The following is a 16,167-nucleotide window of genomic DNA, read 5'->3' as shown; positions in this document are numbered from 1 at the left end:
GGCGGTCCGGCAAGGCTAGAACGGCCGCATGACGATCGACCTCAAGGATTACGAGAAAGGCGAGAAGTATCCCGGCGACTATGCCGGAGATCTCGCCAAGGTGCAGAAGCGGCTGGCACATGTCCAGGTCGCGCACATCCTGCACAAACGGCGCGCGCTCGTGTTGTTCGAAGGCTGGGATGCGGCGGGGAAGGGCGGGATTATCCAGCGCCTGACGGCGGAATGGGACCCGCGCAATTTCCAGGTGTGGCCGATCAAGGCGCCAAGCCCGCAAGAGCTGGCCCGGCATTTCCTGTGGCGGTTCTGGAACAAGCTTCCGGCCAACGGCAACATCGCGGTGTTCGACCGTAGCTGGTATGGGCGCGTTCTGGTCGAACGCGTCGAGAATTTCGCCAGCGAGGCCGAATGGCGTCGCGGCTATGACGAGATCAACGAGTTCGAGGCGCAGCAGAGCGATTCGGGTACCACGATCGTCAAACTGTTCATCCATGTCACCCAGGAGGAACAGGACGAACGCTTGAAAGGGCGGCTCGAACATCCCTGGAAACGCTGGAAGACCGGCTTCGAGGATTACCGCAATCGCGAACGGCGCAGCGATTATCTCGACGCGATGGCGGAAATGTTTCGACGCACCGATACCCGCTGGGGACCGTGGATGGTGATCGACGGCAACAATAAGGAATCCGCACGCATCGCCGCGCTCAACGCGATCGCCGATCGGCTGGAAGCGCATGTTCCGATGGACCCGCCGCCGCTCGATCCGAAACTGGAGAAGCTCGCACGCAAGGCGCTGGGGATCTGAAATCAGCCGGTTCACGCGGCATCGCACTGGCGCTACGATGGCATCATGCTCGACCGCATCTTCCTGAGCCACCCGCGCAGCATCGGCGAATCCTATGCCGAGCACGCCGCCACCGCCTTCGGCTTCGGGATGCGCATGATCGGGGGCGGCTGCGCCTGCCTCGTCCATGGCATCGTGCCGGCGCTGTTCACCCGCACCGCGAGCAACACCGTCAAGGCGCTTTACGGCCGCATGAAGTCGCGCCAGCCCGCCTATCAACAACGGCGGCCGGCCTTCACCGAGCCCGATTGGCAGCTCGAATACGAGATCTGACATGATCCGCCACGTCGCCATTGTCGGCGCGGGCTTTTCGGGCACGTTGCAGGCGATCAACCTGCTCCGCCACGACGGTCCCAGCGCAACGCTGATCGAACGCGCGCCGGTGCCGGGCGAGGGGCTTGCCTATGGCGCGGCCTATCCCGGCCATGTGCTCAACGTCCGCGCCGCCAATATGAGCGCGCTGCCCGACGATCCCGATCATTTCGTCCGCTGGCTCGCCGAGCATGGCGAGGGCGATGCGGGCGCGACCTTCGTCCAGCGCGTCACCTACGGCGCCTATCTGCGCGACCTGCTGGCAAAGGCGCTGGCGAGTTGCGGCGGCCGGCTGAAGGTCGTGCATGGCGATGTCACCGACGTGGTGCGATCGGGCGACGGTGCGCGCGTTTCGCTGGCCGATGGCGCGACGATCGAGGCCGACACCGCAGTGCTCGCCGTCGGCAACCTGCCGCCGCACGACCCGCCGGGCTTTGCCGATGCCGGCCTGTCCGACGAGCGCTACAAGAGCGATCCGTGGGACCGCAGCGTTCCGCTCGGGCTCGGCGACGACGACACTGTACTGTTGATCGGTACCGGGCTGACGATGGTCGACATCGCTCTGCTGCTCGATTCTAGCGGGTTCAAGGGGCGGGTCGTCGCGCTCTCACGGCGCGGGCTGGTGCCCCATCGTCACGATTCGCCCGGCCCGATGGTTCCCAAGCTCGCCGAGCGTCCGATTGCGCCACCGTCCGAACTGGTCCGCATGGTTCGGCAGCGCGGCGAAACGATCGGATGGCGCAACGCGGTCGACGAGTTGCGTCCTTATACGCAGGCGATGTGGGCGAATGGCAGCGATGCCGACCGCGCGCGTTTCCTCCGCCATCTTCGCCCCTGGTGGGACGTGCATCGCCACCGCCTGGCGCCGAGCGTCGCCGATCGCCTCGCCGCGATGCAGGCGCGCGGGCAGCTGGAGATCGTCGCGGGCAAGACGATCTCGGCGGGCGAGGATAAAAGCGGCATCACCGTGACCTGGCGACGGCGCGGCAGCGACTCGCCCGAAGCGCTGTCCGCACAGCGCATCATCAACTGCACCGGTCCGCAAGGCGACCTGACGCGCACCACCGAGCCGTTGCTCGCCGCATTGTACCAGCGCGGCGTGATCCGGCCCGATCCGGCGCATCTCGGCCTCGACGTCGATTCGCGCGCGCAAACGATCGCCGCCGACGGCACCAGCAACGACTGGCTCTACGCGCTCGGTCCGATGACTCGCGGCGCTTTCTGGGAAATCGTCGCGGTGCCCGACATCAGGCAGCAAACCTGGAACCTCGCGCGACGCCTGTCCAATGCGCAATGGGTCGGTTGGGAAGGGCTTTAGGAACTACGCCGGCGCGAAATTGCCGTCGTCGTCCATGACGTGGAGCACGCCGTCGGCGATCGCGAAATAGGCTCCGCGCAGTTTGAGCGTGCCCGCTGCCTCGCGCTCGGGAATGCACGGGAACGTCCGCAGGTTGCGCAGCGATACTCGCACTGTTTCGAGTTCGAGCGCGCGGACCGCCTCCGGGCCCGTACCATATTCAGAAACGATGCGGTCGCGCGCTTCGTCGAGCATGTCGACCCAATGATCGATGAACCCGCCCTCGCCCGGAGGGGCGCCATGGAACCGCTTCGACAGCGACGCCGCAACGCCGCCGCATGAGCCATGGCCGAGCACAACCACCTCGGGCACCTCGAGCTGCGTCACCGCGAATTCCAGCGCCGCCGACACGCCGTGCCTGCCGCCGCCAAGTTCGAACGGCGGAACGAGATTGGCGATGTTGCGCACGGCGAATATCTCGCCCGGCACGGTGTCGAAAATCTGCGCCGGATCGACTCGGCTGTCCGAGCAGGCGATGACCATGACCCGCGGGCTCTGGCCTTCACTCAATTCCTCCCAGCGGTCGCGATGACGGCGATATTCGCTGGTGCGGAAGCGGCGATAGCCGTCGATCAAGTCATTGAAGTCGGTCATGCCGTCGCCTCTGCCAATCCTGCGCGATCGACGCAACTGTCAGGGGTGGCAAGCACGCCCCGGCATCGCTATCTGCGCGGTTATGAACGAGATCACCTCCGTCGCGCGCGAGCCGCGCCAGCGCAAGCCCGATTGGATCCGCGTCAAGGCGCCGACTTCGGCCGGTTTCGCCGAGACTCGTGCGCTGATGCGCGCGAAGAGCCTGACGACGGTGTGCGAGGAAGCGGCCTGTCCGAATATCGGCGAATGCTGGTCGAAGAAGCACGCCACGGTGATGATCCTGGGCGATACCTGCACGCGCGCCTGCGCCTTTTGCAACGTCAAGACCGGTATGCCGCGCGCGGTCGATCCGATGGAGCCGCAGAATGTCGCCGATGCGGCGGCGCAGATGGGGTTGCAGCATATCGTGGTGACCTCGGTCGACCGCGACGATCTTCCTGATGGCGGCGCCAGGCAGTTCGTCCGGGTGATCGAGGCGATCCGCAAGGCCAATCCGACCACCACGATCGAAATCCTGACTCCCGATTTCCGCAACAAGCACGAGGCGGCGGTCGAGGCGATCGTCGCAGCCCGTCCCGACGTCTACAACCACAATCTGGAAACCGTCCCGCGGCTCTACCCGACGATCCGTCCCGGCGCGCGTTACTATGCGTCGCTGCGGTTGCTCGAGTCGGTCAAGAAGCTCGATCCGTCGATCTTTACCAAATCGGGCGTCATGCTCGGTCTGGGCGAAGAAAGGCTCGAGGTTCATCAGGTGATGGACGACATGCGTTCGGCCGATGTCGATTTCCTGACCATGGGCCAATATCTCCAGCCGACCCCGCGTCACACCAAGGTGATGGATTTCGTCACGCCCCAGGCGTTCGACGCCTATGCCGCGATCGCGCGCGCCAAGGGGTTTCTGTTGGTCGCCTCGTCGCCACTGACGCGGTCGAGCTATCACGCCGGCGACGATTTCGCGAAGATGAAGGCGGCCCGAGACTTGAGGCTTTCCAGGGGCGCCCAATGACAATCCTCCCCATCGCAGATGGGGAGGGGGACCATTTGCGTAAGCAAATGGTGGTGGGGAATATTCCCGTCCTCGCCGCTGCGCGGCTGCGGCCCCTCCACCGCCCGCTCCGCGGTCGGTCCCCCTCCCCACGCTTCGCGTAGGGAGGATTTGATATGCCTCGCCATACCGAGACCCGCTTTCTTCCCTATACGGGCGAACAGATGTTCGACCTGGTGGCCGATGTCGGGCGCTATGCGGAATTCCTGCCCTGGGTCAGCGCGGTCAGGTTGCGTAGCGACACGCCGACCGAGATGGTCGCGGACTTGATCGTCGGGTTCAAAGGGCTGCGCGAGACCTTCACCTCCAAGGTGAAGAAGGAGCGTCCAACCATGATTCATGTCGATTATATCGACGGGCCGCTCAAATATCTCAGCAACGACTGGCATTTCCGCCCCGCTCCGGGCGGGTGTGAGGTCGATTTCGCGGTCGACTTCGCATTTCGCAATCGGGTGTTCGAAATGCTCGCAGGCCAAGTCTTCTCGACGGCGCTGACCCGAATGACCGGCGCGTTCGAGACGCGCGCGGCCCAGCTTTACGGCGCCGGGACGTCCGATCCGCGCGGCAGCAGCAATTCGAGCGCGACCAGCGCCGCCTGAAGCCTGACGCCACCGCGACCCAGATCGCCGAAATCCTTGCGGTCTGCGACGACATCCGACGGATCGGCATCGCGCTCGGCGCGTGCGAACACCACGGTTCCGACCGGCTTCTTTTCGCTTCCGCCGCCCGGGCCGGCAATTCCCGTGATCGCCACCGCTAGGTCGGCGTTGGTCGCTTCCAATGCGCCTTGCGCCATCGACCAGGCGGTCGCGATCGACACAGCGCCGAACGTGTCGAGCACATCGTGGCTGACACGCAGCAGGTCGACCTTCGACTCGTTCGAATAAGTCACGAATCCGCCGAGCAGAACTTCCGATGACCCGGGAATCTCGGTGATCGCCGCAGCGACGAGACCGCCGGTACAGCTTTCCGCCAGCGCGAATTTTCGGCCGATCGCCTTGTTGGCCTCGACGACCTTGCGCGCGAGGGTAACGAGCTCGGCGGGCAGGACGGTGTCGATGCTCACGGGCGCGCCGTTGCCGAGGCCGTAGCAGTTGGGCTCGGACAGATCTCGAACGGGCTGTCCTTCTTGTCCTTGCCTCCGGCGACCGACGCCAACAGCACGATCAAACCGGCGGTATTTGAAGGCGGCAGCGGCGACATCAGGCTGATCGCGCGGTCGATCGTCGCGCAATCCCGCGGTTTGATGTCCTGGGCGATCGCGCCGGCGATCATCGGCCCCATCATCGGACGCAGCAATCTGGGGTCGACCCCCGCCATGTCCTTGCCGCCGATCTTGCCGAACGCCGCCATCGCCTGCGGCCAGGCGAGATCAGCCGGCGCCTGGTAGCGCGCCACCAGCGGCGGCAGGCCGCCACGCAAAGTCGCGTTCTCGGGTAGGGCGTTGCTGCAGGTCCGGCCGACCTGCTGGAATACATCCGGCAGCACCGCGGTGATCAGCGACTGCGCCTCCGCCTCGGTCAGGCACGGTTGCGCCTCGGCCGCCGCCTGCGCAGTCGTCGCCGCCATACCCATCCACAGCGCGATAGCCGCGCCCGCCAACGTCTTCATTGCCTGTCCCTTAAATCCTGATGGTCACCACCGCCTGAGCGGCAATCCCCTCACCACGACCGGTAAATCCAAGCCGCTCCGTCGTCGTCGCCTTGACGCTAATCTGGTCGCGCGACACCCGCAACAGCGCCGCGACGCGATCGCGGATCGCGTCTCGATATGGGCCGATCTTGGGCGCCTCGCAAATAATCGTCAGATCGACGAAATCGATCATGCCGCCCTTAGCCACGACCAGCGAGGCGGCGTGTTCGAGAAATTGCCCCGACTCGGCGCCTTTCCATCGCGGATCGCTCGGCGGGAAATGCTGGCCGATATCGCCGGCGGCGATCGTGCCCAGCACGGCATCGGTGATCGCATGGAGCGCGACATCGGCGTCGCTATGTCCCGACAATCCCTTGTCATGCGGGATCAGCACGCCGCCCAGCCACAATTGCTCGCCGGCCACGAGGCGGTGGACATCGTATCCGGTTGCTGTCCTGACACGCATATTCGCTCCCAGCCGGGCTTCGGCGAGCGCGATGTCGCCGGGATAAGTGATCTTTTCGAGCAGAGGGTCGCCATCGACCCTCGCGACGTCATGGCCCGCGCGGCGCAGTATCTGCGCGTCGTCGGTCGCTTCTTCGCCGACTGGCCAGGCGCGATGCGCGGCCAAGATGGCGGCATAATCGAACGCTTGTGGCGTCTGCACGCGCACCAGCGCTGAACGATCGACCGTGTTACCGAGACTATCGCCCTTGCCGGCGCCCTTGCCGGCGAGCGTATCGGCGACGGGGAGGGTAGGAACTGCGCCCTTGGCGCTATCCAGTGCCGTCAGCAACCGGTCGATCACCGCCGCCGGCACGATCGGACGTGCGGCATCATGGATCAAGACGCGCCGTGCCCCGCCGATCGCCTCGAGCCCGTTCAGCACCGACTCGCGCCGCGTCGCGCCGCCGATTGCCGTCTCCCCTTGGACAAATCGCTCATTGCCGGCCGCAACCACGGTGACGACACGATCGATCCCCGGATGCGCGGCCAGCGCGCGCCGGCTATGCTCGACCAGCGATAGGCCGGCGAGGGGCAGGAATTGCTTGGGCGTATCGCCGCCGACCCGCTCGCCTTTTCCTGCGGCAACGATAAGGGCAATGGTTTCGGCGGACATGGCCGCGCGCCTAGCGCAGCGCGCCCGGCCTTGCCAGCATCATCGCGTCCGGCTATGCGCTGCCTGATTTTTAAGCACATGACCAAGCTCGCGCCCATCCAGGTCGGTCCGGTCCGGATCGAGACCCCGGTGATCCTCGCGCCCATGACGGGTGTGAGCGACCTGCCGTTTCGTCGCCTCGTGCGGCGTTTCGGCTCGGGCCTCAACGTGACCGAGATGATCGCCAGCCAGGCGGCGATCCGCGAGACGCGCCAGTCGATCCAGAAGGCGATGTGGGACCCGAGCGAGGACCCGGTGTCGATGCAGCTGGTCGGCTGTACACCCTATGAGATGGGGGAGGCCGCCAAGCTCGCCGAGGACAAGGGTGCGGCAATCATCGACATCAACATGGGCTGCCCGGTCCGCAAAGTGACCAATGGCGACGCCGGATCGGCGCTGATGCGCGACCTCAAGCTCGCCAGTGCGATCGTCGAAGCCTGCGTCAAGGCGGTAAAGGCACCGGTCACGCTCAAGATGCGGATGGGCTGGGATCATGCCAGTCTCAATGCCCCCGAGCTGGCGCGGATCGCCGAGGATCTCGGGGTGCGGATGGTCACCGTTCACGGGCGGACGCGGAACCAGATGTACAGGGGCGAGGCCGATTGGGCATTCGTCCGTTCGGTCAAAGAGGCCGTGACGGTGCCGGTCATCGTCAATGGCGACATCTGCTCGGCCGAGGACGCGGTGACGGCGCTCGACCAATCGGGCGCTGACGGCGTGATGATCGGGCGCGGTTCGTACGGCAAGCCTTGGCTTCTCGCCCAGGTGATGGCGTATCTGCAGCAAGGCCGGACCGTCGCCGACCCTTCGATCGACGAACAATACGAGGTAATCGCAGGGCATTATGAGGAAATGCTCAGCCATTATGGAGCCGAGACCGGGGTCAACATGATGCGCAAGCATGTCGGCTGGTACACCAAGGGTCTGCCAGGCTCGGCCGAGTTCCGCAACAAGGTGAACCAGGAGCCTGACGCCAATCGCGTCAAGGCGATGCTGGCCGATTTCTATGCGCCCTGGCGAGCCCGCGCAGCTGCCTGAGGCACCCAATTTCGCCGAGCTTTTCGCCGGACTGCCGATCGCCATTCTCGTGGTTGATCCGGAAGGGCTGGTGCGCAATGCCAATGGCGAATGCGAATTGCTGCTCAACCTGTCGGAGCGCGCGATGCGCGGCTTGCCGCTCGCCGACGTGCTGGCGCCGCCGCCAGGGGCAGGAGATGGACGCGCGGTGTCGGCATTCGATTTCGATATTGGTACCGAACGTACCGGCCGGCTGCGCGTCGACTATTACGAGACGCCGGTCGCCGACCATGATGGATGGCGAGCGATCGCGCTCCACGCGATCAGCGGCACGCGTAAGGTCGGCCAGTCCGCCGAACGTGGCGGCGCGCGCGCGGTGATCGGCGCGGCAGCGATGCTCGGTCACGAGATCAAGAACCCGCTTTCGGGCATACGCGGCGCGGCGCAATTGCTCGCGGCGGAAGGCGCCGGCGCCGAACTCACCACGCTGATCACCACGGAAGTCGACCGCATCGCCGCGCTGATCGACAAGATGCAGGATTTCACCGGGCGCCAGGTCAATCCGCAGCCGACCAATATCTACCCGCTGCTCGATCATGCGCGCCGCGTCGCCCAGACCGGCTTCGCGCGCGACATCACGATCGAGGAGAGTTTCGATCCGTCGCTGCCCCCGGTTCTCGCCGATAATGACGCGCTGCTGCAGATCATCATCAACTTGTTGAAAAACGCCGCCGAAGCGCTCGATGACGTCAAGAAGCCCCGCATCCTGATCTCGACCGCTTACCGCCACGGCCTGGCGGTCGATGCCGGACCCGGCCAGCCGCGACGCGGCCTGCCGATCGAGTTGTGCGTGATCGACAACGGCCCCGGAGCGCCCGCCGACATCGCCGACCACCTGTTCAGCCCGTTCGTGTCGAGCAAACCCGAAGGGCAGGGGCTTGGCCTCGCTCTGGTCGACAAATTGGTGCGCGATATGGGCGGCGTCGTGCAATATTCGCGCGAGGGAGCGCCAGAGATGACCATCTTCCGTATCCTGCTGGCGCGCGCGCAATGAGCCGATCGGGCAACATCCTGGTCCTCGACGACGATGCAGCGATCCGCACGGTGGTCGCGCACGCTTTGCGCCGCGCCGGGCATCGCGTCACGACCGCCGCCAGCCTGGCCGAGTTCAACCGCGAATTGCGTACCGCGATGCCCGACGTGGTGGTGAGCGATGTCGTCCTGCCCGACGGCAACGGCCTGGATATGGTAGCCGGCCTGGTCCAGACCTATCCGCAGCTTCCCGTGATTGTGCTGTCGGCGCAGAATACGCTGACGACCGCGGTGCGCGCGACCGAGGTCGGCGCCTATGATTACCTGCCCAAGCCGTTCGATCTCGATGATTTGACCCGCGCGGTGGACGGTGCCTTGGGGCGCCAGGGCGGGGGCGCCGCGGAAAAGCTCGAAGACGCCGATCGCGCCTTACCGCTGATCGGCCGGTCGCCGGCGATGCAGGACGTCTATCGCGTCATCGCGCGGGTGATCTCGAACGACCTCACCGTGCTGATCTCGGGCGAGTCGGGGACCGGCAAGGAACTGGTCGCCCGCGCCATCCACGATCTCGGTCGTCGCGCGCACGCGCCGTTCCTCGCGATCAATATGGCGGCGATCCCGCGCGAGCTGATCGAGGCGGAATTGTTCGGCCATGAACGCGGCGCCTTTACCGGCGCGCAGGCGCGATCGGCTGGCCGGTTCGAGCAGGCCGCCGGAGGCACGTTGTTCCTGGACGAAATCGGCGACATGCCGCTCGAGGCGCAGACGCGGCTGTTGCGCGTGCTGCAATCGGGCGAGTTCACCACGGTCGGCGGCGCCCGCACGATCAAGGCCGACGTGCGCATCGTCGCGGCCACCAACCGCGATCTCAGCGCGCTGGTCCAGTCTGGGCAGTTTCGCGAAGATCTATTCTATCGTCTCAACGTTGTACCGGTCACTCTTCCAGCATTACGCGAACGGCGTCAGGACATTGCCTTGCTCGCGCGTCACTTCCTCGACCGCGCCGCCGAGAACGGCCTGCCGCGCAAGCGTCTCGATGAGGCGGCGGTGGTCGCGCTCGAGGCGCATGACTGGCCGGGCAATGTCCGCGAGCTCGAAAACATCATGCGTCGGCTGGCCGTGCTGAGCCGCGACGAGGTGATCGGGGCGGGCGAATTGGGCAGCGTGCTCGGCATGCCGTCGGCCACGCAGCCGACCAATGCTCCGGATCTCGATTCAGCGGTGCGCGCGCGGCTCGACCGCATCGCGCGCGAAGATCCGCGCGCGCTCGACGATGGCACGCTCTACGAGCGGATCATCGCCGAGGTCGAACGGCCGCTGATCGAGGCAATGCTGGCGCGCCATGGCGGCAACCAATTGCGCGCCGCGCGTGCGATGGGGATCAACCGCAATACGCTGCGCAAACGCCTCGACACTTTGGGTATAGAACCGGGCGGCACGGCGGACGGGGGCTGATCCACGACGGTTTGACGTCAAATATGTGTTTTCCTTGCCACGTAGTCGTTGTATTCCTGCAACGATGAGTGGCGAGAGCATGTTGGCCGCGCCCCGGCGTTTCTGGGACGGGCGTCCCCGAATTACCCCAGCCTTCGAGCTGACCGTGCTCGTGCTGGCGATCGCGGTCGGCGTCGCTACCTATTTCGTCGTGCGCGCCGGCGCCGCGCCGCAGCGCTTGCTGACGCCGCCGCTCGTCGCGTTGTTGCTGGTGGTCAATCTCGGCCCCTGCGTCGCGCTGATCATGCTGCTCGGCCGCCGCCTGGCGAAGAGCCGCGTCGCTAAATCCGGAACGGGCGGGGAAGGGCGGCTCCACGTTCGGCTGGTGGCGCTGTTTTCGACCATCGCGACAGTACCCACGGTGCTCGCGGTGATCTTCGCCTCGGTCATGTTCCAATATGGCGTCGAGTTCTGGCTGTCCGACCGCGTCAGCAATGTGCTCAAGAACGCCACTACGCTGGCGCAGGAATCATACGAACAATCGCTCGCTAATTGGAATGCCAATACGGTGCAGGCGGCCGATGACATCGCGGCGCACTGGACCCCCGACTGGCTACGCAGCGCAACTCCGCAGACGATACTGAGCAAGCGCGATGCGTACGGTTATACGCTGACCAACTATCTGACGTTGCAGCTCTATAACCGCCAATTGTCTGAAGGCGCGCTCTTCCGGGTGGAGGCGAACAACCAGATCCAGTTCCTGACCAGGGTCGACGAATATGGCAGCGTCGAAAAGCAGATCGATCCCGTCGCGGTGGCATCGGTCCAGCGCGACAAGCGCAGTGTCGTCACCGTCCAGGGCGATCGTATTCGCGTGGTGGCGCCTGTGCCGGGCGTTGACGGTCTTTTGCTCTACGCTGGACGGGTGACTGAAGGAGGCGGTGCCAACCGGCAGTTGCAGCGCTTTGGTGATGTCGTCGCCGATTTCCGGGCATTGCAAGCGCGCGCCCGCGCCCTCCAGCTCCAATTCAACGCCGCCTTGTTCATCGTCGCCTTGTTGATCGTCGGGATCGCGGTGTGGATCGCGCTGGTCGTCGCAGATCGCCTAGTCCGCCCAGTCGGCGAAATGGTGTCAGCCGCACGGCGCATCGCCGATGGCGACCTCACTGTCCGCGTGCCCGACCCGCGGACGGATGACGAGGTCGGCACGCTGGCCAACGCGTTCAACCGCATGACCTTCAGGCTGCAGGAGCAGACCGGGGCGCTCGAAAGCCGGCGCGCGTTGATCGAGGCGGTGATGTCGGGAGTCTCCGCCGGTGTGATCTCGGTCGATGGCAAGGGCGCGATCCGATTGATCAACGCCTCGGCGGTCGCGCAGCTCAAGCTCGACGAAACGCAAGCGGTTGGCGCACAGCTCGCCGATGTCGCGCCCGAGCTCGCCGAGTTGCTCGAGGGCGATACCCGCGAATCGATCGTGCAATTGACGACGGGCGGCGAGCCGCGGACGCTGGCAGTGCGCATCACCGCCGATGAGGACGGCCGCGTCCTGACGTTCGACGACATCACTCAGCAATTGCTCGATCAGCGCCGCGCCGCCTGGTCGGACGTCGCGCGCCGTATTGCGCACGAAATCAAGAATCCGCTGACCCCGATCCAGCTCGCCGCCGAGCGCCTGCAGCGCCGCTATGGCAAGACGATCGACGAGAAGGATGGGGTCTTCGCCCAGTTGACCGACACGATCGTGCGCCAGGTCGGCGACCTGCGCCGGATGGTCGACGAATTCTCGTCCTTCGCACGCATGCCCAAGCCGGTTTTCCAGCCCGAATCGCTGATCGACCTCACCCGGCAAGCGGTGTTCCTGCACGAAGTGGCGCATTCCGACATCACCTTCCGGCTCGATACGCCGGAGACTGCGCCTTTGGTCTGCGATCGCCGCCAGATCGGCCAGGCGCTGACCAACATCATCAAGAACGCGGTCGAGGCGATCGAGGCGCGCGGCGAGGGTGCGCCGCCCGGCGAGATCAAGGTCACGCTCGATCATGGCGACCGTTTGATGACCGCGACGATCGCCGATAACGGCATCGGGCTGCCGCTCGAACGCGACCGGATCGTCGAACCGTATATGACGACGCGCGCCCGCGGCACCGGCCTGGGCCTGGCTATCGTCAAGAAGATCATCGAGGAACATTGCGGCACGATCGCCTTTGCCGACCGCCCGGGCGGCGGAACGGTCGTGACCATCGTATTCGACACCCTGCAACTCGACGCCCTGCTCGACGACAATCGTGACCCCGCGGAAACCAGCAAGGGCGAAGGCGCGCTGGCGATGCTTACCCGTACCGGACAAAAATCATGAGCCTGGACATCCTCGTCGTCGACGACGAGCAAGACATTCGCGAACTGGTAGCCGGCGTCCTGCAGGACGAAGGTTACGAGACGCGCGCCGCCGCCGACAGCGATTCCGCGCTGGAAGCGATCGCGACGCGCCGGCCGAGCCTCGTCCTGCTCGACGTCTGGCTGCAGGGATCGCGGCTCGACGGACTGGAATTGCTCGAGGAGATCAAGCGGCGCGACGCCTCGATCCCGGTTCTGGTCATTTCCGGCCATGGCAATATCGACACCGCCGTCGCCGCAATCCGGCGCGGCGCGGTCGATTTCATCGAGAAGCCGTTCAACGCCGATCGCCTGTTGCTGATGGTCGGCCGCGCGACCGAAACAGAGCAATTGCGTCAGGAAGTCGCGTCCTTGCGCGCCGCAACCGGGCGCGATACCGATCTGACCGGTACCTCGACCGCGATCAACGCGGTCCGCGCGACGCTCAAGCGCGTTGCGGGCACCGGCAGCCGTGTGCTGATCATGGGATCGGCGGGCGTTGGCAAGGAAGTCGCCGCGCGCTTGCTCCATAGCTGGAGCCAGCGGACCCAGGGACCGTTCATCGTCGTCAGCGCGGCGCGGATGACCCCCGAGCGGGTCGAAGAAGAATTGTTCGGGGTTGAGGAAGCGGGCGACCTGGTGCGCACCGGCTTGCTCGAACAGGCGCACGGTGGAACCTTGTTCCTGGACGAGATCGCCGACATGCCGATGGCGACGCAGGGCCGGATCCTGCGCGTGCTGACCGACCAGAGCTTCACCCGGGTCGGCGGCACCCGCACCGTCAAGGTCGACGTCCGCGTCGTTTCGGCGACCGCGCGCGACCTCCAGGCCGAAATCGGCGAAGGACGGTTCCGCGAGGATCTCTATTACCGGCTCAACGTCGTCCCGGTCGCGATCCCGCCTTTGGCCGACCGCCGGGAGGACATTCCCGCCCTCGTCGACCATTTCATCGCGCATTATGCCGCCGAACGCCGCGTCCCCACGCCCGAAGTCGCCGAAGACGCCATGGTGGCGCTGCAAAGCTACGAATGGCCGGGCAACGTTCGCCAGCTGAGGAACGTCGTCGAGCGGACGATCATCCTGGCGCCCGGCGACCGCATCGGCCGGATCGACGTCGACCTGTTACCTGCCGAAGTGCTGGGCGGAGCAGGCGAGGGGGCCGGCGCCTCGGCGATGATGGGAGCGCCGTTGCGTGAAGCGCGAGAGACGTTCGAACGCGAATATCTCAAGGTCCAGATCCGGCGTTTTTCGGGCAATATCTCGCGCACCGCGACGTTCATCGGGATGGAGCGGTCGGCGCTGCACCGCAAACTCAAGCTGCTGGGGATCACCGACAGCCGCGACGAGTAAAAGTCGGTGCCGTGACCTGTCCCACATGCGCATTGCGAGCGCGCTGGACGCAGGGGCAGGGGGTCACCTATATAACACATCGCGCGCGCCGCGTGGGCATGCGCTTCAGACGCCAGAGAACGGCGCCATGCGGGTCAAGGCCCGCCAAGACCAAGGATCGCCATATGGCCGACAAACAAACCTCGCTTCAGGACCTGTTCCTGAACGCTCTCCGCAAATCGAAGACGCCGGTGACCATGTTCCTGGTCAAGGGCGTCAAGCTCCAGGGCATCGTGACCTGGTTTGACAATTTCTCGGTGCTGTTGCGCCGCGACGGCCAGTCGCAGCTGATCTACAAGCACGCCATCTCGACGATCATGCCGTCCAACCCGATCGACATCGCGGCGATCACCGATGCGATCAGCACGGATCCGAAAAAGTCGCCGCTGCTGCAGGAGATTTTCCTGAATGCGGTGCGCAAGTCGGAAGACAGCGTGACCATGTTCCTGGTCAATGGCGTCATGCTCCAGGGCCATATCGCCGCGTTCGACTTGTTCTGCATGCTGCTTGAGCGCGAAGGCATGGCGCAATTGGTCTACAAGCATGCCGTATCGACGATTCAGCCGGCGCGACCGCTGAATCTTGCAGAAGAATCAAACGGTTCTGACGAAGATTGACCACAGGATTTGAACGCGATCGCGACGAATTCGCCCGTGGAGCACGGGCGATCGTCGTGTTGCCCGACCAGGGCAATGCCAGCCGCGATGCCGATGCCCGGCTCGCGGAGACGGCAGGGCTTGCCGCGGCCATCGGCGTCGAGGTCGCTGAAAAGATCGCCTATCGCGTCCGCCAGCCCAAACCCGCGACGCTGATCGGGTCGGGGCAGGTCGAACAGCTCGCTGCGCAAGTCCGGATGGAGGATGCTCAGCTCGTCGTGTTCGACGCGAGTCTGACCCCGGTGCAGCAGCGCAATCTGGAAACCGCGCTCGAGTGCAAGGTGATCGATCGCACCGGCCTGATCCTCGAAATCTTCGGCGAGCGGGCGGCGACCGCAGAAGGGCGATTGCAAGTCGAACTGGCGCATCTCGATTACCAGGCCGGCCGGCTGGTGCGCAGCTGGACACACCTCGAACGCCAGCGCGGTGGCTTCGGCTTCCTCGGCGGTCCGGGCGAAACCCAGATCGAGGCCGACCGCCGCCTGATCCGCGACCGCATGGCGCGGCTGCGCAAGGAGCTCGACCAGGTCAGCCGCACGCGCGGACTGCACCGCGAACGCCGCCAACGCGCACCTTGGCCGGTGATCGCGCTGGTCGGCTATACAAACGCCGGAAAATCTACACTTTTCAATCGCATGACCGGCGCTGACGTCATGGCGGAAAACCTGCTGTTCGCAACGCTGGACCCCACTTTACGCCAGATCCAATTGCCGGGAATCGACAAGGCGATCCTGTCGGACACGGTGGGCTTCGTCTCGGAGCTACCGACCCAGCTGGTCGCGGCGTTCAAGGCGACGTTGGAGGAAGTGGTTTCGGCCGACCTGCTTATCCATGTCCGCGACATCGCGCATCCCGATACCGAAGCGCAGCGCGCCGATGTCGAGGAAGTGCTCCGCGAAATCGGCGTCGCCGACACCACGCCGCGGTTCGAGGCGTGGAACAAGATCGACCTGCTCGAAGGCGACGAGCGCGAAGATGCCCTAGCCGAGGCCGCGCGCCGCGACGATGTGGTGGCGATCTCGGCGATGAGCGGGGAAGGGGTCGAAGAGCTGAAGCGCGAGGTGGCGGCAATGCTGACCGCCGGACATCGCCGCTATTCGATCACGCTCGATGCCGCCGATGGCGCCGGCGCGGCCTGGCTGCACCAGCATGGCGAAGTGCTGGGGCAGGCGGTCGAGGGCGATCGCGCGACCTATGACGTGCGCATGGCGCCGCGCGACTACGAGCGTTTCCAGCAGCGTTGAGCGCTGAGCGCCGAACCTTGATGCGATGCAACCGAGCCAACGCCTCCCCGGCGAAGGCCGGGGCCCAGTCACTATGAGA

General features: G+C 65.4%; 16 protein-coding genes. 12 read left to right on the top strand and 4 right to left on the bottom strand.

What is annotated here, in order from left to right; genetic code table 11:
• The first annotated feature begins 28 nt into the window (after positions 1–28).
• Genes SPR01S_RS00420 through SPR01S_RS00410 form a run of 3 tightly spaced genes read left to right on the top strand, consistent with a single transcriptional unit; the run spans position 29 to position 2,471 of the window.
• Positions 29–802, top strand: coding sequence for a polyphosphate kinase 2 family protein (locus tag SPR01S_RS00420; protein ID WP_066583316.1), 774 nt, complete (start codon positions 29–31; stop codon positions 800–802).
• Between the two features lie 45 nt (positions 803–847).
• The gene (locus SPR01S_RS00415) at positions 848–1,114 is read left to right on the top strand and encodes a DUF6356 family protein (RefSeq protein ID WP_066583306.1); all 267 of its coding nucleotides are present in this window, start codon (positions 848–850) and stop codon (positions 1,112–1,114) included.
• A 1-nt stretch (position 1,115) separates the two neighbouring features.
• Positions 1,116–2,471, top strand: coding sequence for an FAD/NAD(P)-binding protein (locus SPR01S_RS00410; protein WP_066583304.1), 1,356 nt, complete (start codon positions 1,116–1,118; stop codon positions 2,469–2,471).
• A gap of 3 nt (positions 2,472–2,474) precedes the next feature.
• Here the strand turns inward: SPR01S_RS00410 and SPR01S_RS00405 are convergent, their stop codons facing one another.
• Positions 2,475–3,104 carry a carbonic anhydrase gene (locus SPR01S_RS00405; protein ID WP_066583301.1) on the bottom strand — a complete coding sequence of 210 codons (630 nt, stop codon included), beginning with the start codon at positions 3,102–3,104 and terminating at the stop codon, positions 2,475–2,477.
• Positions 3,105–3,186: 82 nt separating this feature from the next.
• Between SPR01S_RS00405 and lipA the strand changes: the two genes are divergently transcribed.
• Positions 3,187–4,113 (top strand): lipoyl synthase, encoded by a 927-nt coding sequence (gene lipA, locus SPR01S_RS00400; protein WP_066583298.1) that lies wholly within the window; start codon positions 3,187–3,189, stop codon positions 4,111–4,113.
• A 155-nt stretch (positions 4,114–4,268) separates the two neighbouring features.
• Positions 4,269–4,751 carry a type II toxin-antitoxin system RatA family toxin gene (locus SPR01S_RS00395; protein WP_066583297.1) on the top strand — a complete coding sequence of 161 codons (483 nt, stop codon included), beginning with the start codon at positions 4,269–4,271 and terminating at the stop codon, positions 4,749–4,751.
• Here SPR01S_RS00395 and SPR01S_RS00390 read toward each other — a convergent pair.
• From SPR01S_RS00390 to SPR01S_RS00380, 3 genes are read right to left on the bottom strand one after another with little or no spacing between them, the layout of a single operon-like run.
• Positions 4,688–5,218, bottom strand: a complete 531-nt coding sequence (locus tag SPR01S_RS00390; protein WP_066583296.1) for a CinA family protein — start codon at positions 5,216–5,218, stop codon at positions 4,688–4,690. The two genes, SPR01S_RS00395 and SPR01S_RS00390, sit on opposite strands and share 64 nt — an antisense overlap.
• A complete protein-coding gene (locus tag SPR01S_RS00385; RefSeq protein WP_066583295.1) occupies positions 5,215–5,763 on the bottom strand; it encodes a hypothetical protein in 549 nt (182 codons plus the stop codon). The genes SPR01S_RS00390 and SPR01S_RS00385 overlap by 4 nt, the downstream gene beginning before the upstream one ends.
• Positions 5,764–5,773: 10 nt before the next feature.
• On the bottom strand, positions 5,774–6,904 hold the full coding sequence (locus SPR01S_RS00380) for a bifunctional 2-C-methyl-D-erythritol 4-phosphate cytidylyltransferase/2-C-methyl-D-erythritol 2,4-cyclodiphosphate synthase (RefSeq protein ID WP_066583292.1): 1,131 nt from the start codon (positions 6,902–6,904) through the stop codon (positions 5,774–5,776).
• Positions 6,905–6,982: 78 nt separating this feature from the next.
• Between SPR01S_RS00380 and dusB the strand changes: the two genes are divergently transcribed.
• The 7 genes from dusB (at position 6,983) to hflX (ending at position 16,088) form a co-directional block, all read left to right on the top strand.
• Entirely contained in the window at positions 6,983–7,981 is a 999-nt protein-coding gene (gene dusB, locus SPR01S_RS00375; RefSeq protein WP_066583289.1) for a tRNA dihydrouridine synthase DusB, read from the top strand.
• Positions 7,950–9,014, top strand: a complete 1,065-nt coding sequence (locus tag SPR01S_RS00370; RefSeq protein ID WP_066583287.1) for a two-component system sensor histidine kinase NtrB — start codon at positions 7,950–7,952, stop codon at positions 9,012–9,014. Before dusB ends, SPR01S_RS00370 begins: the two co-directional genes overlap by 32 nt.
• Positions 9,011–10,447: a nitrogen regulation protein NR(I) gene (gene ntrC / locus SPR01S_RS00365; RefSeq protein WP_066583284.1), complete on the top strand. Its 1,437-nt coding sequence runs from the start codon at positions 9,011–9,013 to the stop codon at positions 10,445–10,447. The genes SPR01S_RS00370 and ntrC overlap by 4 nt, the downstream gene beginning before the upstream one ends.
• A gap of 79 nt (positions 10,448–10,526) precedes the next feature.
• Complete coding sequence (locus SPR01S_RS00360) at positions 10,527–12,782, top strand: sensor histidine kinase NtrY-like (RefSeq protein WP_066583719.1); 2,256 nt, start codon at positions 10,527–10,529, stop codon at positions 12,780–12,782.
• A complete protein-coding gene (gene ntrX / locus SPR01S_RS00355) occupies positions 12,779–14,149 on the top strand; it encodes a nitrogen assimilation response regulator NtrX (protein WP_066583279.1) in 1,371 nt (456 codons plus the stop codon). Before SPR01S_RS00360 ends, ntrX begins: the two co-directional genes overlap by 4 nt.
• Before the next feature lie 98 nt (positions 14,150–14,247).
• Positions 14,248–14,805: an RNA chaperone Hfq gene (gene hfq, locus SPR01S_RS00350; RefSeq protein WP_084250823.1), complete on the top strand. Its 558-nt coding sequence runs from the start codon at positions 14,248–14,250 to the stop codon at positions 14,803–14,805.
• Positions 14,802–16,088, top strand: a complete 1,287-nt coding sequence (gene hflX, locus SPR01S_RS00345) for a GTPase HflX (protein ID WP_066583274.1) — start codon at positions 14,802–14,804, stop codon at positions 16,086–16,088. Before hfq ends, hflX begins: the two co-directional genes overlap by 4 nt.
• The last annotated feature ends 79 nt before the right edge of the window (positions 16,089–16,167 follow it).

Origin of the sequence: Sphingomonas pruni NBRC 15498 (assembly GCF_001598455.1) — a bacterium.
GTDB lineage: Bacteria > Pseudomonadota > Alphaproteobacteria > Sphingomonadales > Sphingomonadaceae > Sphingomonas > Sphingomonas pruni.
The sequence above is the reverse complement of the archived record's forward strand: the minus strand, read 5'-3'. Positions and strand labels throughout refer to the sequence as shown.

What these genes read in the sequence shown, in the direction of transcription:
- SPR01S_RS00420 (WP_066583316.1), top strand. Translation starts at nt 29, where the DNA reads ATGACGATCGACCTCAAGGATTACGAGAAAGGCGAGAAGTATCCCGGC.
- SPR01S_RS00415 (WP_066583306.1), top strand. Translation starts at nt 848, where the DNA reads ATGCTCGACCGCATCTTCCTGAGCCACCCGCGCAGCATCGGCGAATCC.
- SPR01S_RS00410 (WP_066583304.1), top strand. Translation starts at nt 1,116, where the DNA reads ATGATCCGCCACGTCGCCATTGTCGGCGCGGGCTTTTCGGGCACGTTG.
- SPR01S_RS00405 (WP_066583301.1), bottom strand. Translation starts at nt 3,104, where the DNA reads ATGACCGACTTCAATGACTTGATCGACGGCTATCGCCGCTTCCGCACC.
- lipA (WP_066583298.1), top strand. Translation starts at nt 3,187, where the DNA reads ATGAACGAGATCACCTCCGTCGCGCGCGAGCCGCGCCAGCGCAAGCCC.
- SPR01S_RS00395 (WP_066583297.1), top strand. Translation starts at nt 4,269, where the DNA reads ATGCCTCGCCATACCGAGACCCGCTTTCTTCCCTATACGGGCGAACAG.
- SPR01S_RS00385 (WP_066583295.1), bottom strand. Translation starts at nt 5,763, where the DNA reads ATGAAGACGTTGGCGGGCGCGGCTATCGCGCTGTGGATGGGTATGGCG.
- SPR01S_RS00380 (WP_066583292.1), bottom strand. Translation starts at nt 6,904, where the DNA reads ATGTCCGCCGAAACCATTGCCCTTATCGTTGCCGCAGGAAAAGGCGAG.
- dusB (WP_066583289.1), top strand. Translation starts at nt 6,983, where the DNA reads ATGACCAAGCTCGCGCCCATCCAGGTCGGTCCGGTCCGGATCGAGACC.
- SPR01S_RS00370 (WP_066583287.1), top strand. Translation starts at nt 7,950, where the DNA reads ATGCGCCCTGGCGAGCCCGCGCAGCTGCCTGAGGCACCCAATTTCGCC.
- ntrC (WP_066583284.1), top strand. Translation starts at nt 9,011, where the DNA reads ATGAGCCGATCGGGCAACATCCTGGTCCTCGACGACGATGCAGCGATC.
- SPR01S_RS00360 (WP_066583719.1), top strand. Translation starts at nt 10,527, where the DNA reads ATGTTGGCCGCGCCCCGGCGTTTCTGGGACGGGCGTCCCCGAATTACC.
- ntrX (WP_066583279.1), top strand. Translation starts at nt 12,779, where the DNA reads ATGAGCCTGGACATCCTCGTCGTCGACGACGAGCAAGACATTCGCGAA.
- hfq (WP_084250823.1), top strand. Translation starts at nt 14,248, where the DNA reads ATGCGCTTCAGACGCCAGAGAACGGCGCCATGCGGGTCAAGGCCCGCC.